Genomic DNA, 18,187 nt, shown 5'->3' with positions numbered 1-18,187 from the left:
TTGGCACGCAGCCGTGCGGGGAGCGATGTCGTGTTCACTCAGGGCTGCAAACATCCATTCCCCCCGGTCTGTTCCCTATCCTGCCCTCCAGCATTTTCGATCAGTTCCTTGTAGAGCAGCTCCAGCGCTCCTCGAACACTCTCCGTACGAATACCGGCACGCACACGTTCCCCGGCTTCCTCACCGGTTTCGCCAGCTCGATCGCCGCTCCGGCCGCTCTCGAGCTGCAGTTTCTCCACCACCGCCGCGGCCGTGGGGCCGACGACAGCGACGTAGACCGTTCCGACCGGCTGCCCGTCCTGGGGCTCGGGACCGGCCACACCCGTCGTCGCGAGGCCCCAGTCGGCACTGAGCGCGGTACGAACACCTCGCGCCATCTGGAGCGCGACCTCGGCGTCGACAGCGCCCCGCTCCTCAAGGAGTGCCCCGTCCACGTCGAGTACATCCCTCTTGAGCGCGGTCGCATATGCCGTCACAGAACCGCGGAAGGCTCGTGAGGCGCCGGGGACGGCAGTGATCTCAGCTGCGAGCAGCCCTCCGGTCAGCGACTCCGCGACGGCGAGCGTCTGGCTCCGCCCGGTGAGCAGCGCCAGCACACCGCCGGCCCGCGAATCCACGTCTGTCAGGATCGTTCACCCCCCGCATTCCCCTCGCCTTCTGGGTCTACTTCGTTCCCCACGCTTCCGGCGCTACTGCGGTTCCCCGCCTCACTGCCGTTCCCCGCGTTGCTGCCGTTCGGCTCGTCGGCGCCGTCGGCCGCTGCTGCGCCGTTGCGAGCGTCCACTTCGCTCGCGGAGGCGGAGGGAGCGGCTCCGGGAGCCTCGGCCGCCAGCCCGGCCCGGCGCAGCACCACGGCCTGCCGTACGTAGTCGAGGCCGGTGACGACCGTCAGGGCGACGGCCACCGCCATCACCCACCACCGCGCGGTCGCCAGCGGGCCGGTCATCACCAGGATGTACATGCCGACGGCGACGCCCTGGGCGAGCGTCTTCATCTTGCCGCCGCGGCTGGCCGGAATCACTCCGTGTCTGATCACCCAGAACCGCAGCAGCGTGATGCCCAGCTCCCGGAAGAGGATCACGCCGGTGACCCACCAGGGCAGGTCGGAGAGGGCGGAGAGGCAGATCAGCGCGGCACCCATGATCGCCTTGTCCGCGATGGGGTCGGCGATCTTTCCGAAATCCGTGACGAGGTTGTACCGACGGGCCAGCTCCCCGTCGAACAGGTCGGTGATCATGGCGATGATGAAGGCCGCCCAGGCGAACGAGCGCCAGGCCGGATCGTGCCCGCCGTCCGCCAGCATGAGCAGCACGAATCCCGGCACCAGCAGCAGTCGCATCATGGTCAGGATGTTCGCGATGTTCCACAGGCTCACAGGGCGTACGGTGCTCACCGCCTTCGGCTTGGGGACGGTGCCACGCCGTGCCGCGGAGGCCGGGACTCCGGTCATCTGCCCGCCTCCTCGCGGACCTGGCGAGCCCCGTCGGCAACACCGGCATCGGCAACGCCGGCGCGAGCGGCCGGGGCAGCACCCTGCCCCGCAACGGCCGCCACGAGCGGCTCCGCGACCAGGTCGACGCCCTCGGCTGCGACCACCCGCGCCTCGACCATACGGCCGACCGCCAGGTCCTGCCCCGCCCCCGCCGGACCGGACGTCCCCGACAGCTCCAGCCGCACCTGACCGTCGGTCTCCGGGGCCTGGTGCGCACCGCGCCCGAGGGGGCCCTCGTCCTCGTCAACAGCCTCGACCAGAACCCGCACGGTCTCCCCCACACGCTCCTCGGCGCGCTGGGCTGTCAGCTCCTCGGCGAGCCGCGAGATATGTGCGAGCCGCTCGGCGACCTCCTCGGCGGGCACCTTCTCCGCGTATCCGGCGGCCTCGGTGCCCTCCTCATCCGAGTACCCGAACACACCGATCGCGTCGAGGCGGGCCTCGGTCAGGAAGCGCTCAAGTTCGGCCAGGTCCTGCTCGGTCTCGCCGGGGAAGCCGACGATGAAGTTCGAGCGCGCACCCGCCTGGGGCGCCCGCTTACGGATCTCCTCCAGCAGACCGAGGAAGCGGTCGGTGTCGCCGAAGCGCCGCATTGCGCGCAGCACGCCCGGCGCCGAGTGCTGGAAGGACAGGTCGAAGTACGGCGCCACCTTCTCCGTGCCGGTCAGGACATCGATCAGACCCGGCCGCATCTCGGCGGGCTGCAGGTAGCTCACCCGTACCCGCTCGATGCCGTCGACGGCCGCCAGCTCGGGCAGCAGCGTCTCCAGCAGCCGGATGTCGCCCAGGTCCTTGCCGTAGGAGGTGTTGTTCTCCGAGACGAGCATGATCTCCCGCACGCCCTGCTCGGCCAGCCACCGGGTCTCGGTGAGCACGTCCGCGGGGCGGCGGGAGATGAAGGAGCCGCGGAAGGAGGGGATGGCGCAGAAGGAGCAGCGCCGGTCGCAGCCGGAGGCAAGCTTGACGGAGGCGACGGGGCTGCTGCCCAGCCGCCGCCGCAGCGGTGCACGCGGCCCCGACGCAGGCGCGACCCCTTCGGGCAGGTCCGCGGGCGCTGACTCGACCGCCTCGACCGCCTCGGCCGCAGCAGCAGCCCCGGTCGGCTGGGATGCGCCGTGCCCCGGCAGCGCGACAGCGGCTCTCTGACGCTCGGCGGGGCTCACAGGCAGCAGCTTGCGCCGGTCGCGCGGGACGTGCGGCGCGTGCACACCGCCGCTCAGGATGGTCTGGAGCCGGTCGGAGATATCCGCGTAGTCGTCGAACCCGAGGACTCCGTCCGCCTCCGGCAGCGCGTCGGCGAGCTCCTTGCCGTACCGCTCGGCCATGCAGCCGACGGCCACCACAGCCTGGGTTCTGCCCTCGCCCTGACGGGCCGCACTCTTGAGGTCGTTCGCCTCCAGGAGCGCGTCGACGGAGTCCTTCTTGGCGGCCTCGACGAAACCGCAGGTGTTGACGACGGCGACATCGGCTTCGGCGGCGTCCTCGACGAGATCCCAGCCATCCGCCGCCAGGCGGCCTGCGAGCTCCTCCGAGTCCACCTCGTTACGTGCGCAGCCGAGAGTGACAAGGGCGACGGTACGGCGATCGGGCATGGGCTCAGCCTACTTCGTCCCGTAAGCACCACCCGCCGCCAGGTTGCGACCGCGCAGCTCACCGGCCCCGGCGAGCTGCGTCACCGTGGGCCGGTCGGTCAGGGGCGGCCGACAGGGCGGTCAGCCGGCCTCCGGGTCGCCGCGGGTGTAGCTGAGGCGCTGCACCTGGCCGACCTCGCCCGCGTGCTTGACCTGCTTGCCGTTGACGTACAGCTTCACGCCGCCCGCGTTGCCCAGCACGAGGTCGAGCCGCTTGTCGTCGGTGAGGGTCTTGGAGCGGCCCTCCTTGAGCACTCCTTCGTGGACCAGCCGCCCGTTGTGGTCCTTGGCGGACACCCAGCTGTTGCCCTTCTCCGCGGTCATCCGCACGGTGACCTTGTCGGCGGGTGCCCCTGCGATTGCGCTCTCGGAGGGCTTGGGGTCGTTCGTCTTGGAGGGGGACGGCTTGTCGGAGGCTCCCTTGGACGGAGCCGGGGACGGTGCCTCCTCGGCGGCCTGCTTGCCGGAGTCCTCGCCGCCACCGCTGACGAGAGTGAAGCCGACGAAACCGATCACCACGACGATGGCAGCGACCATGGCAGCGGTCCAGTTGGGCCTGCGCGGCTCGGCACGGATGCGCTCCGCGTCGAACAGCGTGGCGGGCGGGGTCGGCTCGGGACGGCCGCCGTGCTCCTCGTCGTACTGCGCGACCAGGGCGTCACCGTCGAGCCCGACAGCGCGCGCCAGTGTGCGGATATGGCCGCGCGCGTACACGTCCCCACCGCACCGGGAGTAGTCGTCCTGCTCGATCGCCTGCACGATCGGGGCTCGCACCCGCGTGGAGGTACTGATCTCTTCCACGGTCAACCGTGCGTCGATACGGGCCTGCTGGAGGGCTCGACCGACCGGAGGCCGGTCCTCTTCGGGGGAGTTGCCGATGGACACGGGGGCGCCTTTCGAGCGTGTAGCCACCTGCTGGAGGTTCAGTCTAGGGGCCAGGCAAAAGGGTGGGGCAAGCGGGCGGAGCAACTTTGTACGCCATATGTATGGCGTACGTATGACCGAGCTGCGCCGGGTGGGCGCCCGCGCGAGCCGGGTGCGCCGACGCCTTGAGCCGTCCCTTCCCTCAACTTGACGTATAGACCACGGAAACGGTTGCCTCGCTCGCCCTTTCGAGTGAGCGTGCCGCCCGCGCAGCCGGTCTCACCAGCGCTGCGCGGTCTGCTCAGTGCCGCGGGGGCCGCTCAGTGCCGCTGGGGCTACTCGCCGCCTCTGATGGCCGCGAGCACCCCGTCCAGCTCGTCGGGCTTGACCAGTACGTCGCGCGCCTTGGAGCCCTCGCTCGGGCCCACCACACCCCGCGACTCCATCAGGTCCATCAGCCGCCCGGCCTTGGCGAAGCCCACCCGCAGCTTGCGCTGGAGCATCGAGGTGGAGCCGAACTGGGTGGAGACGACCAGCTCCGCCGCCTGGCAGAGCAGATCCATGTCGTCGCCGATCTCCTCGTCGATCTCCTTCTTCTTGCCCTGACCACTGGTGACGTCCTCCCGGAAGACGGGCGTCATCTGCGCCTTGCAGTGCTCGACGACCACCTGGATCTCGCGCTCGTTGACGTAGGCGCCCTGCATCCGGATCGGCTTGCTGGCGCCCATCGGCAGGAACAGCCCGTCGCCCTTGCCGATGAGCTTCTCGGCGCCGCCCTGGTCGAGGATGACGCGACTGTCGGCCAGGGAGGAGGTGGAGAAACCGAGCCGGGAGGGGACGTTGGCCTTGATGAGACCGGTGACGACGTCGACCGAGGGCCGCTGGGTGGCCAGCACCAGATGGATGCCCGCGGCCCGCGCCAGCTGGGTGATCCGCACGATCGCGTCCTCCACGTCGCGCGGGGCCACCATCATCAGGTCCGCCAGCTCGTCCACGATCACCAGCAGATAGGGGTACGGCGTCAGCTCCCGCTCGCTGCCCTCCGGCGCCTGGACCCGGCCGGCGCGCACCGCATCGTTGAAGTCGTCGATATGGCGGAATCCGAACGCCGCCAGGTCGTCGTAGCGCAGGTCCATCTCGCGGACGACCCACTGCAGCGCCTCGGCGGCCTTCTTGGGGTTGGTGATGATCGGCGTGATCAGGTGCGGGATGCCCTCGTAGGCGGTCAACTCGACCCGCTTGGGGTCCACGAGCACCATCCGGACATCCTCCGGCGTGGCCCGGGCCATCACCGAAGTGATGAGGCAGTTGATGCAGGAGGACTTACCCGAGCCGGTGGAGCCCGCGACCAGGATGTGCGGCATCTTCGCCAGGTTGGCCGAAACATAACCGCCCTCGACGTCCTTGCCGAGCCCGACCAGCAGCGGATGCTCCTCGCCCGCGGACTCGGCGGAGCGCAGCACATCGCCGAGATTGACCATCTCCCGGTCGCTGTTGGGGATCTCGATGCCCACCGCGGACTTGCCGGGGATCGGGTTGATGATGCGCACATCGGGGCTGGCGACCGCGTAGGCGATGTTCTTGGCCAGCGCCGTGATCTTCTCGACCTTCACGCCGGGGCCCAACTCGACCTCGTAGCGGGTGACGGTGGGGCCGCGGGTGAAGCCGGTTACCGCGGCGTCGACCTTGAACTCGGTGAAGACGGTGGTCAGTGACCGCACCACCTGGTCGTTGGCGGCGCTGCGGGAGCGCCCCGGCCCGCCGCGCTCCAGCAGGTCCAGCGAGGGCAGCGCGTAGGTGATGTCCCCGGCCAGCTGGAGCTGTTCGGCACGCGGGGGGAGGTCGGCGGGTTCCGGCAGCGCCGGCGCCCTGGTCAGGTCCGGCACCGGGGTCTGCTCGGTGAGCTCGTTGCCCGCCGGGGCCGCGTACTGGGCGTGGCCGGCCTGGGCGCCGTGCCGGCCGCCCTCGCCCCGGGCCCCCGGCGCGGAGGGCTCCGCATCACCGCTCCGGCGCTTCCTGCCACGGGACTTGGCGACCGAACTGGTCAGATCGGCCACCACCGGCGAGGGCTGGATGCCGTTGACCACGGCACCGTCCAGCGAGGCGGCGGCAGCGGCGGCCACATCGACGGCGTCCAGCGTCCGCTCGGTCTCGCCCGCGCTCGCGCTGACCACCACGCCTTCCTCGGGCAGCGGCTCCTGCGTTTCGGCACCCCGCCTGCCCTGGCGGCCGGAGCGCCGACGGCGGTCGAGCGCTTCCTTCTCGGCGAGCGCGGGTGCGATCTGTTCCTTGCGCATGTTGTGCGCACGCCGCGCGGAAGCCGGTTCGCCCTCGTCGTCCGGCTCGGTGCCGTAGTCGTAGCCGGCCACCGGCTGGACGATGCCGAGCCGGACCCCGGCGGCCCGCAGCCGCTGCGGGATGGCGTTGACCGGCGTGGCCGTCACGACCAGCAGCCCGAAGACGGTGACGAGCGCCAGCAGCGCCACAGCCAGCATCTCGCCCATGGTGACGATCAGCGGCCGGGAGACCCCCCAGCCGATCAGACCGCCCGCGTCCCGCAGCGCGTCGTCGCCCTCGCCCCTGCCGGGTGCACCGCAGCCGATGTGGACGAGCCCCAGCACACCGAGGAGGAGTGCCGAAAGCCCGATCACGATACGGCCGTTGGCCTCGGGCTTCTCCGGATGGCGGATCAGCCGCACGGAGATGACGGCGAGCAGTATCGGCACCAGCAGGTCGAGCCTGCCGAACGCGCCGGTCACCAGCATCTCCACCAGATCGCCGACCGGGCCTTGGAGGTTGGACCAGGTGCCCGCCGCGACGATCAGCGCGATCCCGAGCAGCAGCAGCGCCAGGCCGTCCTTGCGATGCGCCGGGTCCAGCGCCTTGCCGCTGCGTCCTATACCGCGGAAGAGAGCACCGACGGCGTGGGCGAGACCGAGCCAGCATGCCTTCAGCACCTTGAGGACGCCACTGGTGGGCGACGGCGCCGCCTTGCCCTTGCCGTTGCCCTTGCCGCCCTTGGCCGCGGTCTTCTTGGCGGGTGCCTTCTTGGGCGGCGCCTTCTTCGCCGGGGCCGCCTTCGCGGCTTTCGGGGCAGCCTTTTTCGCGGGTGCTTTCTTGGCAGCCTTTCCTGTTCCCGACGCGCGTGAGGCCATAGGTGTGAGGTTACCTGTGCCGGGCACCCGAGGCACGGATGCCCGGGGCGACCGCACAGGCACCGGGCCCGGTTCCGGAGCAGGAGTCAGTTCGGGCCGAACCCGGCGTCAGTTCCGTGAGGTGCTTGTGAGTTCCGGGACGAACTGTCGGCCACGGAGGAAGCGGCCCGTCGACTGCGGAAGGAACCGGTCAGTTCTGGGAGGGAACCTGGGGCGAGGGGTCGCCGTCGGTGCCCGGCCCCAGTGCGTCAAGTGCGCTGCGCAGCCCGGCCAGTTTGCGCTCCAGATGTGCGGCGGTCGCGGATGTCGCGGCGTCAGCCGAGTCGCCCAGTTGCTTGGTGAGCGCCTCGGCCTGCTCCTCGACGGCCGCCAGCCGCGCTGAGAGCTCGACCAGCAGGCCCTGAGCCTCGTCGTCGCCGTCCTCGGCACCGGAACGCCGCTCGCCGCCGTTGCCCTCCAACTGGAGCCGCAGCAGCGACGCCTGCTCGCGCAGCTGAACGTTCTTCATGTACAGGTCGACGAAGACCGAGACCTTCGCCCGCAGCACCCAGGGGTCGAACGGCTTGGAGATGTAGTCGACCGCACCGGCCGCGTAGCCGCGGAAGGTGTGGTGCGGACCGTGGTTGATGGCCGTGAGGAAGATGATCGGGATGTCGCGGGTGCGCTCGCGGCGCTTGATATGGGCAGCCGTCTCGAAACCGTCCATCCCCGGCATCTGGACATCCAGCAGAATGACCGCGAAGTCGTCGGTCAGCAGCGCTTTGAGCGCTTCCTCCCCTGACGATGCCCGTACCAGCGTCTGATCGAGCGCGGAGAGAATGGCCTCCAGCGCCAGCAGATTCTCCGGCCGGTCATCGACCAGGAGGATCTTGGCCTTCTGCACCATGGCCCGTCCTCCTCGCCCCGGCAGCCTTTCGGACGCCGCCCCTGGGAGCGGCTTCCTGTCGCCGCCGCCCGTCCTTGTGCCGGTCATGGTAGCCGCACCCTGCGGTCCGCCACACCCTGTCACCGAGATGTCACTGTGCACGTAGCAGAAACGCCCCAGGGGACCAAAAGGTTCCCGCTTTACCGTGTTTCCACACGCACTTGACCACACTGAGTCAACATGTGGCCCTCATCGACACGGTGTCATATTCACCCGCCATCCATCCACCGCCTCATGACATCCAGCAGATGATCAGTGTCCACCGGCTTGGTGACGTAGTCGGAAGCACCGGCCTCGATGCTCTTCTCCCGGTCGCCCTTCATCGCCTTGGCGGTCAGCGCGATGATCGGCAGCCCGGCGAACTGCGGCATCTTACGGATGGCCGCCGTCGTCGCGTAACCGTCCATCTCCGGCATCATGATGTCCATCAGGACCACGGCAGCGTCGTCGTGCTGTTCGAGCACCTCAATGCCTTCACGGCCGTTCTCGGCGTAGAGCACCTGCAGTCCGTGCTGCTCCAGCACGCTGGTGAGCGCGAAGACATTGCGGATGTCGTCGTCGACGATGAGCACCTTCCGGCCGGCCAGCTCGCCGGTACCTCCCGCTGCAGGGGACGGCGCCTGGTCACTCTGGGTGGCCGCTCCCTGTCCGGGCGCCCCGGCGGTCCCGCCTGTGGTGTCGGCCGCGACGCCTCCCTGCTGCCCATCGGGCGCGGCAGCTCGCGGCGCCGCCCCGTTGCCCCATGGCCCTGCCCCGTTGACGGTCCCGTTGACCGCCCCTGCGCCGTTCTCGGCACTCGGGGACGACGGGCGGGCCTCCGGGGGCAGTTCGGGCTGCGCCTGTCCGCTGGCGTCCCGCAGCCGCCGCCGGTCGGCCAGTGAGTGCGCCGCCTCCTCCGCGGTCTGCTCGACGGCCTCCGGGGGCGTCTCGCCGCTCTCGCCGCGTGCTGCCTGCGCCGCCTCGTCGTGCTCGGCGGCCCGGGCCGCCGCTGCGGCCGTCCGCGCCTCCGGGAGGGCCAGCGGGCCGCTGCCGGAGGCGAGCTGTCCGTAGCCCTGCGGCGGCAGCTCCGTGGGGTGCAGCGGCAGATAGAGGGTGAAGGTCGAGCCGCGGCCCGGCTCGCTGACCGCGTAGATCTCACCACCCAGCAGCCGGGCGATCTCCCGGCTGATGGACAGCCCCAGGCCCGTGCCGCCGTACTTGCGCGAGGTGGTGCCGTCGGCCTGCTTGAACGCCTCGAAGATGACGCGCATCTTGCTCTGCGCGATACCGATACCGGTGTCCGTCACCGAGAACGCGATCAGGTCGGCGTCCGGGTCCCGCAGCGAGCCGTGCTCCAGCATCTGCTCGCGGATCGCGTCGGGCACATCCGAACGGGCCGAGCGGATCACCAGCTCGACGGCGCCGCTGTCGGTGAACTTGACCGCGTTGGACAGCAGGTTGCGCAGCACCTGCAGCAGCCGCTGCTCGTCGGTGTGCAGCGTGGCCGGCAGCTCCGGCGAGACACTCACCGAGAAATCCAGCCCCTTCTCCACCGTCAGCGGACGGAAAGTGGCCTCCACATAGTCGACCAGTTGCACCAGTGCGATCCGCGTCGGGCTGACGTCCATCTTGCCCGCCTCGACCTTCGACAGATCGAGGATGTCGTTGATCAGCTGCAGCAGGTCGGAGCCCGCTCCATGGATCGTCTCGGCGAACTCGACCTGCTTGGGCGACAGGTTGTTCTCCGCGTTGTCCGCCAGCAGCTTGGCCAGGATCAGCAGCGAGTTGAGCGGCGTACGCAACTCGTGCGACATGTTGGCCAGGAACTCGGACTTGTAGCGCATCGAGACGGACAGCTGCTCGGCACGCTCCTCCAGCACCTGCCGCGCCTCCTCGATCTCCCGGTTCTTGATCTCGATGTCGCTGTTGGTCTGGGCGAGCTGTTCGGCCTTCTCCTCCAGCGCCGCGTTGGACTCCTGAAGTGCCTTCTGCCGGCTCTCCAGCTCCCCCGAGCGCTCCTTCAACTGCGCCGTCAGCTCCTGCGACTGTTCCAGCAGCCGTTCCGTACGCATATTGACGCTGATGGTGTTGACGCTCGTCGCGATCATCTCGGCGATCTGGTTGAGGAAGTCCCGCTGGATCTGCCCGAACGGCTGGAAGGACGCCAGCTCGATCACGCCGAGCACCGTGCCCTCGAAGATGACGGGGAGCACCACCAGATGCGCGGGCGGCGCCTCACCCAGCCCCGAGGCGATCTTCAGGTAGCCGGGCGGCACATTGCCCATCTCGATGGTGCGCTTCTCCTTCGCGGCCGTCCCGACCAGGGACTCGCCGGGCAGGAAGGAGGTGGGCATGCTGTCGGTGCAGTAGCCGTAACTGCCCAGCATCCGCAGCTCGTACGAGCCGTCCTCGCCGGGCCCCGCGCCGACGCCCACCGCGCCCTCGGGGGTGCCCTCCGGCAGCGAGATGAAGAACGCGCCATGCTGTGCGGAGACCACCGGCGTCAGCTCACTCATGATGAGCCCGGCCACGTCCCGCAGGTCGCGGCGGCCCTGCATCAGTCCGGAGATCCGTGCCAGGTTGCCCTTGAGCCAGTCCTGCTCCTGGTTGGCCTGGGTGGTGTCGCGCAGGTTCGCGATCATCGTGTTGATGTAGCCCTGAAGCTCCAGGATCTCCCCGGCCGCCTCCACGTCGATGTGGACGTTGTGGTCGCCGCGGGTCACCGCGGTGGCGACCTCGGCGATCGCCCGCACCTGACGGGTGAGGTTGCCCGCCATCTCGTTGACGGAGTCGGTCAGGTCCTTCCATGTACCGGCGACGCCCGGGACGCGCGCCTGACCGCCCAACTGGCCCTCGGTGCCCACTTCGCGGGCCACTCGGGTCACCTGCTCGGCGAACGACGACAGTTGGTCGACCATCGTGTTGATGGTCGTCTTCAGCTGGAGGATCTCGCCGTTGGCCTCGATGTCGATCTTCTTGGTCAGATCACCCTTGGCGATTGCGGTGGTGACCATGGCGATCTGCCGCACCTGGCCGGTCAGATTGGACGCCATGGAGTTCACGGACTCCGTCAGGTCCTTCCACGTACCCGCGACGCCCTGCACGCGCGCCTGGCCGCCCAGCACGCCGTCTGTGCCCACCTCACGGGCCACCCGCGTCACCTGCTCGGCGAACGACGAGAGCGTCGTGACCATCGTGTTGACGGTGTCCGCGAGCTGCGCCACTTCGCCGCTGGCCTCGACGGTGACCTTCTTGGTCAGGTCACCGCCCGCGACCGCAGTGGCGACCTGCGAAATGTTCCGCACCTGGCTGGTCAGATTGTTGGCCATGATGTTGACGTTGTCGGTCAGGTCCTTCCAGATACCCGACACATCACGCACCCGCGCCTGGCCGCCGAGGATGCCCTCGGTGCCCACCTCACGGGCCACCCGGGTCACCTGCTCGGCGAACGACGAGAGCGTGTCCACCATGGTGTTGACGGTCGTCACAAGAGCGAGCACCTCGCCCTTGGCGTCGACGGTGATCTTCTTGGACAGATCGCCCTGTGCGACAGCCGTGGTGACCTCGGCGATGTTGCGGACCTGCGAGGTCAGGTTGTTCGCCATGAAGTTCACGGACTGGGTGAGGTCCTTCCAGGTGCCCGAGACGCCCTTGACCTCTGCCTGACCGCCCAGCATGCCCTCGGTGCCGACCTCGCGGGCGACCCGCGTCACCTCCTCGGCGAACGACGACAGCTGGTCGACCATCGTGTTCAGCGTGGTCTTCAGCTCCAGGATCTCGCCCCGGGCGTCCACGTCGATCTTCTGCGACAGATCACCACGCGCGACCGCGGTCGCCACCTGCGAGATGTTGCGCACCTGGCTGGTCAGGTTGCCCGCCATACCGTTCACGGAATCGGTCAGATCTCGCCACACACCCGCAACGCCCGGCACCTGGGCCTGACCGCCCAGCCGGCCCTCCGTACCGACCTCCCGGGCCACTCGCGTGACCTGGTCGGCAAAGGCGGAGAGCTGGTCGACCATCGTGTTGATGGTGTTCTTCAGCTCCAGGATCTCGCCCCGGGCATCGACCTCGATCTTCTGCGACAGATCACCACGCGCGACCGCCGTCGTCACCTGAGCGATCTGCCGGACCTGAGAAGTCAGGTTGTTGGCCATGAAGTTGACGGAGTTCGTCAGGTCCTTCCAGGTGCCCGAGACACCGTCCACCCGAGCCTGACCGCCCAGTCGGCCTTCTGTGCCCACGTCCCGGGCCATCCGGGTCACCTGCTCGGCGAAGGACGACAGCTGGTCCACCATCGTGTTGACGGTGTTCTTCAGCTGAAGCATCTCGCCGGAGACGTCCACGGTGACCTTCTGCGACAGATCACCGTTCGCCACCGCCGTCGTCACCTGAGCGATGTTGCGCACCTGGCCCGTCAGGTTGCGGAAAGCGGTGTTGACCGAATCGGTCAGATCCTTCCAGGTGCCGGCCGCGCCCGGCACTGCCGCCTGGCCGCCCAGCTCACCCTCGACGCCGATCTCCCGGGCGACGCGGGTCACCTCCGCGCCGAAGGCGGAGAGCTGGTCGACCATCGTGTTGACGGTGTTCTTCAACTCCTGCATTTCGCCGGAGACATCGACGGTGACCTTCTGCGACAGATCACCGTTCGCCACCGCCGTCGTCACCTGAGCGATGTCCCGCACCTGAGCGGTCAGATTACGGAAAGCGGAGTTGACCGAATCGGTCAGATCCTTCCAGATCCCGGCAGCACCCGGGACGACCGCCTGGCCGCCCAGCACACCGTCCGTACCGACCTCGCTGGCGGCCCGTGTGACCTCGTCCGCGAGCGTGCGCAGCGTGTCCGTCATCGCATTGATCGTCTCGGCGAGCTGCGCCACCTCGCCCCGCGCGTTCACGGTGATCTTCTGCGACAGGTCGCCGTTCGCGACCGCCGTGGTCACCTGGGCGATCTCGCGCACCTGGGAGGTCAGATTTCCCGCCATCAGGTTGACGGAGTCCGTCAGGTCCTTCCACACGCCCGCGACGCCCTGCACCCGCGCCTGGCCGCCCAGCTCGCCCTCGGTGCCGACCTCGCGGGCGACCCGGGTGACCTCGGACTGGAAGGAGGAAAGCTGGTCGACCATCGTGTTGACGGTGTTCTTCAGCTCCAGCATTTCACCGGCGACATGAACGGTCACCTTGCGTGACAGGTCGCCCTTGGCAACCGCCGTCGTCACCAGCGCGATGTCCCGCACCTGGGCCGTCAGCCGCGACGCCATGGTGTTGACCGAATCGGTCAGATCCTTCCAGGAACCGGACATTCCGCGCACCCGGGCCTGGCCGCCCAGCTTGCCCTCGGTGCCGACCTCGCTGGCGACTCTCGTCACCTCGTCCGTGAACGCCGACAGCTGGTCCACCAGCCCGTTGACCGTACGGCCGACCTTCAGGAACTCCCCGCGCAGCGGATGCCCGCCGCCCTCGGCCCCGCGCGAGCGCAGATCCATGCGCTGCTCCAGATCACCGTCGGCGACGGCCGACAGCACCCTCCCCACCTCGGAGACGGGCCACACCAGGTCGTCCACCAACGCGTTCGCCGCATCGATCGCTGACGCCCACGAGCCCTCACAGGTACCGGTCTGCAACCGCTCTGTGAGTTTTCCCTCACGGCCAACCACCCGCCGCACCCGGGACAGCTCGCCCGTCAGATGCAGATTCTGGTCCGCGACCTCGTTGAAGACCGCGGCGATCTCGGCCATCGGGCCCTCACCGGTCACGGTGAGCCGCTTGCGGAAGTTGCCGTCCCGCATCGCCGTCAGCCCTGCCAGGAGCTTGTTGACGGCGGCGGCGTCCACCTCGATCGTCCCGCTCTTCCGGGACCGTCCGCCCTTCACGCGCGTGTTGGCGCTACGCGCGGTTGTGCCAGACTCCACTGCCCCTCCTGCGGGTCGACCTTCCTGCCCGGGCCCTGTACTCCGAGCCTTCCCAGTGTTTCACCCTGCCCGAACCCGGCGATAACAGTTCGGCAGCATGGCATACCGCACTGCGTTTGCGGGCCCGGAGGGAAATCACCCGCATCCGGCAGCCACTCGCCGTGGATACGTAAGTAACCTGGCACCCGGCTGTCCGTTCACCCCCATGTCGGCGGGGTGCCCGACCGGGTCCGATTGGGTAGGGGCTTCGCAGGGGGCAGCGGTGTGAGTACGAAGGGCGACGGAGGGGCGCTGCGGTGACGCAAGAGCAGAGCGCCGAGCGCGGGGGGCTCCCCACCGGGGTCCCCCCGAGCGCCGTGGGCTCACAACAAGGCCCGAACGACGAGGCGGGGACCGTTACGGCCCTGACCGCACAGCGCACAGGAGTGCGCCTGGCCGACAGGACATCCATGGGGAGACAAGTGATCACCGCACGAGCCGCCGCCACCTTCGAGCCGGTGGGCCGGTCCGTCGCCACCGCGCGCGGCTTCGTACGCGACACCCTCCAGGGCTGGGGCCTGTCCGACATCGTCGACGACGCCGTCGTCCTCACCAGCGAGCTGGTCACCAACGCCGTGGTGCACGCCGGCACGGCCGCCGAGGTGCTGTGCCTGCGTGACGAGGACGGCGTCCGCATCGAGGTAATCGACCGCTACCCCGAGCGCGAGCTACCCCTCCAGGAAGTCAACCCGCAGCCCGCCAGCCCCGACCGCGAAGGGGGCCGCGGGCTGCTGCTCGCCTCGGCACTGGCCACCCGCTGGGGCGTCGACTACACGGCGGCCGACAAGCGCGTCTGGTTCCGTCTCGACCTCCCCGAGCGCCCTGTCGGCACCCGTACGGCAGGCCCGGCGCTCCCGGACACCGCGCTGCCGGTCACCGACACCCGCGTCCGGGTAGCCGTCATCCAGGTGGACCGCAGCGGCTCGATCAGCGCCTGGAACGAGGACGCCACGGAGCTGTTCGACTACCCGGCGGAACAGGTCGTCGGCAAACCCCTCACCGACTTCGCCGCCTGGCCGCACACCCCCGGCACCGGCACCGGCGTCGCCGAGGCGCTGCGCCTCTCCCGCTGGGAGGGCTCCTACGGCATGCGCGGCTCGGACGGCCGCACCATCCCCGTCTACGCCTCCCACCTGCGGGTACGTGACAGCGACGGCGAGCCCTCCACGGTCTGCCTGCTGGTACGGGAGCACGAGCGCGCCGTGCTCCAGTCGCCGCCCCGCGTGCTCTCCCACGACAACACCGGCACCGCAGGCGACTCCCAGGAGCAGTCCGCCGCCGACCCCTTCGAGGTCTTCATCGGCTCCCCGGCCCCCGACGACCTCGACGGCCTGCTCCAGCGCACCGTCGAACGTGCCAGGGACATGCTGGACGGCGACTCCGCCTATCTGCTGCTGGCCACCGACGACGAAACCGAACTGGAGGTCCGCGCCTCCACAGGTCTCCCCTCGGCCCGCCAACGGTTCGCCCGCGTCCCCGTCGAGACCGGCAGCGGCCGGTACGGCTCGGCCCGGATGCCCTCCGTGCACGAGGACCTCACCGTCGTACCCGGCGCCGTGCCGCTCCTGGACGGCACGGGCATGCGCTCCGTGGTCACCGTGCCGCTCAAGGTCGAGGGCCGACTCACCGGCTCCCTCGGCGTCGCCACTGAGGCGCCCGGCCGCTACACGAACGAGGAGGCCCTGCGCCTCCAGTTCGCCGCCGACCGCATCGCCCTCGCCGTGGAGCGCGCACGCCTCACCGAGCTGGAACGTCTGCGACGCGGCTCGCTCTCCTTCCTCGTCGAAGCCTCCGACCTGCTCGCCGGCACCCTCGACCGCGACCAGACGCTCGCCCTGATGGCCCAGATGACGGTCCCCACGCTGGCCACCTGGTGCGCTGTCTACACCGTCGCCGACCAGGGCTCGGACCCCAAGCTCTCGTACGTACTGCACGAGGACGAGGACCGCATCGACAACCTCAAGGCGCTGCTCGCCAAGGTCGACCCGCCCGAGCCCGTCCCCACGCCCGGAGCACGCGTCTGGACGGCGCCCACCGAAGCCGCGCACTCGGCCGCGTTGCGCACCTCGCTGCGCAACGTCTCGCTGGACGGCGAGGACCACCAACTCTCCCCCGGCACAAGCCTGGCCACCGCGGCGGCCGTCGGCGGCGAGACCGTCGTACTGCCTCTGGTGGCGCGCAACCGCGTCATCGGCATGCTGACCCTGGGCAAGCCCACCGACGAGCGCTTCCGGCAGGAGATCCTGGAACTGGCCGAGGACCTCTCCCGCCGCGCCGCGCTCGCCCTGGACAACGCGCGCCTCTATTCCGAGCGCACCGCCATCAGCCAGTCCCTCCAGCGCAGCCTCCTGCCGCCCGAACTGCCCGACATCACAGGCGGGATCGAGCGTGAGGTCATCTACCGCGCCGCGGGCGAAGGCAACGAGGTCGGCGGCGACTTCTACGACCTCTTCGAGATCCGCGAAGGTGTCTACGGCTTCGCCATCGGCGACGTCTGCGGTACGGGCCCCGAAGCAGCAGCCGTCACCGGTCTGGCCCGGCACGCGCTGCGCCTGCTCGCCCGCGAGGGCCTCGGCGGACCGGCCGTACTGGAACGCCTCAACACGGCCATCCTGGACGAGGGGGCACGCAGCCGCTTCCTCACCCTCCTCTACGGCGAGATGCGTCCCCAGGGGGACGGCAGCGCCGAGCTGAAGGTCGTCTGCGCGGGCCACCCCCTGCCGCTGCGCCTCCGCCAGGACGGCAGCGTGGAACCCGCCGCCGACCCCCAGCCCCTGCTCGGCGTCATGGAGGACCTGGAACTGTACGAGCAGACCGTCTCCCTCGACCCCGGCGACGTACTGCTGTGCGTGACGGACGGCGTGACAGAACGCCGTGAGGGCACCCGCATGCTCGGCGACGACGGCCTGGCCGACGTCCTCGGCACCTGCACGGGCCTCAACGCCGGCGCGGTGGCAGCCCGCATCATGCGCGCCGTCGAACGCTTCGCCACCGACGCCCCCTCCGACGACATGGCCATCCTGGCGATGCGGGTCCCGGAGTAGGGCACTCGGGACAACGCATACAGCGAAAGACATACGAAGAAGGCCCCCGCCATACGGCGGGGGCCTTCAACTCGCTTGTATGGAGCCCCAAAACGGAATCGAACCGTTGACCTTCTCCTTACCATGGAGACGCTCTGCCGACTGAGCTATTGGGGCGCGGTCAGCGAAAGCGATCTTACCCGATCCACGGCACTGGATCGAACTGACGCTGGGGCCCCCACCACACTCAGCTGGCGCGCTCCCGCAGCAGCCCCCCGAGCCCGTTGCAGGCCGACACCACACGGTGCAGGTCCTTCTTCGTCATGGCAGCACTCAGTGGAAGCGACAAGCATTCGTCAGCAGCCCGCTCGGCTTCCGGCAACGGCACAGTCGGCGCGTATTCCGTGTACTCCGGCAGCCGGTGAGCCGGCACTCGCACCGGAACCTCACATTCGAGGCCCCTCATTCGCAGCGCCCTCCGAAAGGCATCGCGATCGGGCCGCCCGTTCCCGAGCACCCGCACGACGTACGCCGTGAAGGCGTGCTCCTCTCCGTCCCCGGCCGTCGGCACGACGACACCCCTGAGACGGCGCCCCAGGTACGTGGCGTACTGGCGCCGCCGGACCGCATCGATCGCGTCCGTACGAGGCAGTGGCTCCCACTCGACGACAGGTACGTCATGCTCCGCGCCCAGCCCGCGCAGGCCGTCCACATCCGCGGCGTGACCGAAGAGGTGAACGGGAACGATGGCTGCGGTCCGCGAAGTCACCGCATGTGCCACAGACGCGGGATCAAGGCAGTAGGTGTCGGCGTCGATGTCGGCAAAGACAGGCCGCGCTCCGAGCTCTCGTACGGCCTGCGCGACGTCGGCCCCGCCGAACGACGGCACCACGACCTCGTCACCTGCACCGACGCCCGCTGCGGTCAACTGTGTTGTCCCCATGCTCGGATCATGTCCACGCAATGTGAACTGCCGGTGTCCACATACAAAAAAGTCGTGGTCCCTGAACTGACGTCCAGGGACCACGACTTGCACAGTTAGTTCGGCGGTGTCCTACTCTCCCACACGCTCCCGCATGCAGTACCATCGGCGCTGAAAGGCTTAGCTTCCGGGTTCGGAATGTAACCGGGCGTTTCCCTCACGCTATGACCACCGAAACACAGCGA

The 18,187-nt window shown here is 69.4% G+C and carries 9 protein-coding genes, 1 tRNA gene and 1 rRNA gene; 1 reads left to right on the top strand and 10 read right to left on the bottom strand.

The genetic code is table 11. From position 1 onward, the window contains the following. Positions 1-38 precede the first annotated feature (38 nt). The 7 genes from ACTWP9_RS07865 to ACTWP9_RS07835 form a co-directional block, all read right to left on the bottom strand. Positions 39-626: a CinA family protein gene (locus ACTWP9_RS07865; protein ID WP_443245576.1), complete on the bottom strand. Its 588-nt coding sequence runs from the start codon at positions 624-626 to the stop codon at positions 39-41. Continuing rightward, positions 623-1,450, bottom strand: coding sequence for a CDP-diacylglycerol--glycerol-3-phosphate 3-phosphatidyltransferase (gene pgsA / locus ACTWP9_RS07860; RefSeq protein ID WP_443245278.1), 828 nt, complete (start codon positions 1,448-1,450; stop codon positions 623-625). Before pgsA ends, ACTWP9_RS07865 begins: the two co-directional genes overlap by 4 nt. Then, the gene (gene rimO, locus ACTWP9_RS07855; protein WP_443245277.1) at positions 1,447-3,084 is read right to left on the bottom strand and encodes a 30S ribosomal protein S12 methylthiotransferase RimO; all 1,638 of its coding nucleotides are present in this window, start codon (positions 3,082-3,084) and stop codon (positions 1,447-1,449) included. The genes pgsA and rimO overlap by 4 nt, the downstream gene beginning before the upstream one ends. A gap of 120 nt (positions 3,085-3,204) precedes the next feature. Then, positions 3,205-4,008, bottom strand: coding sequence for a helix-turn-helix domain-containing protein (locus ACTWP9_RS07850; RefSeq protein WP_443245276.1), 804 nt, complete (start codon positions 4,006-4,008; stop codon positions 3,205-3,207). A 314-nt stretch (positions 4,009-4,322) separates the two neighbouring features. Then, a complete protein-coding gene (locus ACTWP9_RS07845) occupies positions 4,323-7,142 on the bottom strand; it encodes a DNA translocase FtsK (protein WP_443245275.1) in 2,820 nt (939 codons plus the stop codon). Between the two features lie 190 nt (positions 7,143-7,332). Beyond that, a complete protein-coding gene (locus tag ACTWP9_RS07840) occupies positions 7,333-8,028 on the bottom strand; it encodes a response regulator (RefSeq protein WP_443245274.1) in 696 nt (231 codons plus the stop codon). A 248-nt stretch (positions 8,029-8,276) separates the two neighbouring features. After that, a complete protein-coding gene (locus ACTWP9_RS07835) occupies positions 8,277-13,958 on the bottom strand; it encodes a HAMP domain-containing protein (protein ID WP_443245273.1) in 5,682 nt (1,893 codons plus the stop codon). A 461-nt stretch (positions 13,959-14,419) separates the two neighbouring features. Between ACTWP9_RS07835 and ACTWP9_RS07830 the strand changes: the two genes are divergently transcribed. After that, the gene (locus ACTWP9_RS07830) at positions 14,420-17,041 is read left to right on the top strand and encodes a SpoIIE family protein phosphatase (protein WP_443245272.1); all 2,622 of its coding nucleotides are present in this window, start codon (positions 14,420-14,422) and stop codon (positions 17,039-17,041) included. 80 nt (positions 17,042-17,121) lie between these two features. Here the strand turns inward: ACTWP9_RS07830 and ACTWP9_RS07825 are convergent. The 3 genes from ACTWP9_RS07825 to rrf all read right to left on the bottom strand — a co-directional run bounded on the left by ACTWP9_RS07825 (position 17,122) and on the right by rrf (position 18,178). Further along, a tRNA-Thr gene (locus tag ACTWP9_RS07825) sits at positions 17,122-17,197 on the bottom strand. A 70-nt stretch (positions 17,198-17,267) separates the two neighbouring features. Next, positions 17,268-17,963 (bottom strand): DegT/DnrJ/EryC1/StrS family aminotransferase, encoded by a 696-nt coding sequence (locus ACTWP9_RS07820; protein WP_443245271.1) that lies wholly within the window; start codon positions 17,961-17,963, stop codon positions 17,268-17,270. Positions 17,964-18,061: 98 nt separating this feature from the next. Further along, positions 18,062-18,178 (bottom strand): 5S ribosomal RNA (gene rrf / locus ACTWP9_RS07815). Positions 18,179-18,187 lie beyond the last annotated feature (9 nt).

Source organism: Streptomyces sp. 3N207 (genome assembly GCF_052246355.1).
In the GTDB taxonomy this organism is placed as follows: domain Bacteria; phylum Actinomycetota; class Actinomycetes; order Streptomycetales; family Streptomycetaceae; genus Streptomyces.
Note: the sequence above shows the minus strand (reverse complement) of the source record. Positions and strands in the feature narration are given on the sequence as shown.

What these genes read in the sequence shown, in the direction of transcription:
- pgsA (WP_443245278.1), bottom strand. Translation starts at nt 1,450, where the DNA reads ATGACCGGAGTCCCGGCCTCCGCGGCACGGCGTGGCACCGTCCCCAAG.
- rimO (WP_443245277.1), bottom strand. Translation starts at nt 3,084, where the DNA reads ATGCCCGATCGCCGTACCGTCGCCCTTGTCACTCTCGGCTGCGCACGT.
- ACTWP9_RS07845 (WP_443245275.1), bottom strand. Translation starts at nt 7,142, where the DNA reads ATGGCCTCACGCGCGTCGGGAACAGGAAAGGCTGCCAAGAAAGCACCC.
- ACTWP9_RS07840 (WP_443245274.1), bottom strand. Translation starts at nt 8,028, where the DNA reads ATGGTGCAGAAGGCCAAGATCCTCCTGGTCGATGACCGGCCGGAGAAT.
- ACTWP9_RS07820 (WP_443245271.1), bottom strand. Translation starts at nt 17,963, where the DNA reads ATGGGGACAACACAGTTGACCGCAGCGGGCGTCGGTGCAGGTGACGAG.